A 3,580-nucleotide genomic window follows, 5' to 3' on the forward strand; every position below is an offset into this window, starting at 1 on the left:
CTGCCCGAGGGCGGGGCGATGGTGTCGGTCCAGGCCGGCCGGGCGCAGGTCGAGCCGGTGCTGGAGGACGGGGTCGTCATCGCCGCGGTGAACGGCCCGTCGTCCGTCGTGATCGCCGGAACCGAGGACGCCGTCCTGCGCGTCGCCGCGCGCTTCGACAGGACCATCCGGCTGCGGGTGAGCCACGCGTTCCACTCGCCGCTGATGGAGCCGATGCTGGCGGAGTTCCGGCAGATCGCCGAGGGGCTGACCTTCCACGAGCCGAGGACGGCGATCGTCTCCACCGTGACCGGCGAGGTGGTCGACGCCGCCTACCTGTGCTCGGCGCAGTACTGGGTGGATCACGTCGTGCGTCCGGTGCGTTTCGCGGAGGCGATCCGTGCCGCCGGGGCGGCGGGGGCCAAGGTGTTCCTGGAGCTCGGTCCGGACGGCGGGTTGTCGGCGCTCGTTCACCAGAACCTCTCGGTTCGCCAGGACTCGGACGAGCCGGTGGTCGCCTTCCCCGTTCTGCGTAAGGACCGCGGCGAGGAGGCCGCGGCGCTGGCGGCGGCCGCCCGGCTGTACGTGCACGGGATGGCGGTGCGGTGGCCGGAGCTGTTCTCCGCCACGGCGGCTCGCCGGGTGGACCTGCCGACGTATGCCTTCCAGCGGGAGCGGTACTGGTCCGCACCTGCGGCGACCGTAGGCGATGTCACCTCCGCCGGGCTGGACCGGCCGCGGCACCCGCTGCTCGGCGCGGCCGTGGAACTGCCCGACACCGGTGGATTCCTGTTCACCGCTCTGGTCTCGACGGCGGCGCATCCATGGTTGTGCGACCACGTGGTGGCCGGACAGGTGCTGTTGCCCGGCACGGCCTTCGTCGAGCTGGCCGTGCGGGCGGGCGCCGAGGTCGGTTGCGGCCTGGTGGAGGAGCTCACGCTCACCGCGCCGCTCGTGCTGCCCGAGCGGGGTGGTGTCCAGTTGCAGGTGGCGCTCGGCGCCGCCGCCGACGGCGGTGGCCGGACGATCGGCGTGTACTCCCGGCCGGCGGACGAGCCGGACGCGCCGTGGGTTCGGCACGCCACCGGTGTGCTCACCCCCGGCGTGCCGGGCGTCCCCGACCCCGGCATGGACGAGTGGCCGCGCGCGGACGCCGTCGCGGTGGACCTCGACGGTTTCTACGAGCGGCGGGCGCGGGTGGGCTTCTCCTACGGCCCCGCGTTCCAGGGGGTGCGCGCCGTCTGGCGCACCGGCCGGGAGGTGTTCGCCGAGGTCGCCCTGCCCGAGGACCTCGCGGCCGACGCGGGCTCGTACGGGCTGCACCCGGCCCTGCTCGACGCCGCGCTGCACGTGGCGTCCCTCGCCGGGCTCGACGAGGCGGGCGGTGGACTGCTGCCGTTCGCCTGGAGCGGGGTGTCCCTGCACGCCTCCGGCGCCTCAAGGCTCCGGGTCCGGGTGAGCGGGGCCGGTACGGACGCGATCACGCTGGTCGTGGCCGATGCCCAGGGCGGTCTGGTCGCCTCGGTGCGCTCCCTCGCGCTCCGGCCGAATGATCCGCAGCGTACGGCGCGCACCGGCGGTGGACCGCTGCTGCGACTGGACTGGCCGCTCGCACCGGAATCCGGGAGCGGGGACCGTCCGGCCAGGCGCTGGTCGGTGCTCGGCTCCGACGAATGGGGTCTGGTCGCCGCCCTGCGCGCGGCCGGGCAGGTGGCGGACCTGGTGGGTGAGCCGGACCCGGCCGCGGACGTGACGCTCATGCCGGTCTCGGTGCCGGCCGGGGACGACGTTCCGGCCGCTGTGCGGTCGGTGACCTCGGCGGTCCTGGCCCGGCTGCGGGAGAGCGGGCGCGACGAGCACGCCGACGGCCCGGTGATCTTCGTGACCCGTGGAGCGGTGGCCACCGATGCCGAGACCGCGCCCGACCCCGTCGCGGCGGCGGTCTGGGGCCTGGTGCGCTCGGCGCAGGTGGAGAACCCGGGGCGGTTCGTCCTGCTTGATGTTGATGTCGAGCGGGTGAGCGGCGAGACGCTGGTCGTGGCGCTCGATTCCGCGGAGCCGCAGATCGCGATACGTGATGGCCTGCCCCGGGTGCCGCGGCTCATCGGAGTCGACGATGACCGTGCTGCCTCGCCGGCGCCGACCACCTTCCGGGATACCGATGGCACCGTGCTCGTCACCGGCGGTCTGGGCGGGATCGGCGCGCTCGTCGCCCGCCACCTGGTGACCGAGCACAATGTACGTCACCTGATGCTGGTCGGCCGTCGCGGCCCGGACACCGAGGGCGCCGCGGAACTGGTGGCGGAGCTGACCGCCCAGGGCGCCGAGGTCACGGCCGTCGCCTGTGACGTGTCCGACCGCGATGCCCTGGCCGAGCTGATCGCCGCAATCGCCCCGCAGCACCCGCTCACCGGGGTGGTGCACGCCGCCGGCGTGCTCGATGACGGCCCGGTCGGCGCGCTGACACCCGAGCGGATCGACGCCGTGCTGCGGCCGAAGGCGGACGGCGCCTGGCACCTGCACGAGCTCACCCGCGACCTCGACCTGACCGCGTTCGTGGTGTTCTCCTCGGTGTTCGCGATGCTCGGCAACGGCGGCCAGGCGAGCTACACCGCGGCCAACGCCCTCCTCGACGCCCTGGTACGGCAGCGCGCCGCTCAGGGGCTGGCGGGCCTGTCGATCGGGTGGGGGCCGTGGCAGCAGGACACCGGGATGACCAGCGCCCTCACCGAGACCGACATGCGGCGCATGGCCCGGGCCGGGCTGCTGCCCCTGGCCGCCGAGCAGGGACTCGCCTTCCTCGACGCCGCCATGACGAGCCGGGAGCCGGTGGTGGTGGCGGCGCGGCTGGACCGGGCCGCACTACGGGCACAAAGCCGCATCCCGGCGCTCCTCCGCGCTCTGGTGCCCGCCCCCATGCGACAGGCGGCCGCCACCTCCGCCACCTCCGGCGCACTGGGTGCTCTGTCGGGCGAGGCACTCGGCGAGGCCGTGTCCACGCTGGTGCTCGGGCAGGTGGCCGCCGTACTGGGGCACGCCTCGGCGAACGCGATCTCACCGGACATGACCTTCCAGGACCTCGGTCTTGACTCCCTCACCTCCGTGGAACTGCGTAACCGGCTGATCGAGGCGACCGGTATCCGGCTGCCCGCCACGCTGGTGTTCGATCAGCCCACCCCGGTGGCGGTGACCGGTTTCATCCGCGGGCAACTCGACGGCGCCGAGGCGACCTCCGCGCCGCCCCTGCCCGTGCCCGTCACGGCCCCGCTCAGCGGGGACCCGATCGTCATCGTCGGCATGGCCTGCCGGTATCCGGGCGGCGTCACCTCTCCGCAACAGCTGTGGGAGCTGGTCACCGAGGGCAGGGACGCCATCTCGGACTTCCCGGCCGACCGAGGCTGGGAGCTTTCGGAGGCGTCCTTCGCCCGTGCGGGCGGCTTCCTGTACGACGCGGCCGAGTTCGACACGCGCTTCTTCGGGATCTCGCCGCGTGAGGCGCTGGCGACCGACGTCCAGCAGCGGCTGCTGCTGGAGACCTCCTGGGAGGCCGTCGAACGGGCGGGCATCGACCCGCTCACCCTGAAGGGCAGCCCGACCGGCG

General features: G+C 74.1%; 1 protein-coding gene. It reads left to right on the forward strand.

Annotated elements, in window-relative coordinates:
- Nucleotides 1-3,580, forward strand: a 3,580-nt coding sequence (locus ACWD3H_RS47480; protein WP_451959774.1) for an SDR family NAD(P)-dependent oxidoreductase, incomplete at both ends; no start/stop codon positions are given.

Source organism: Streptosporangium sp. NPDC002607 (assembly GCF_053592655.1).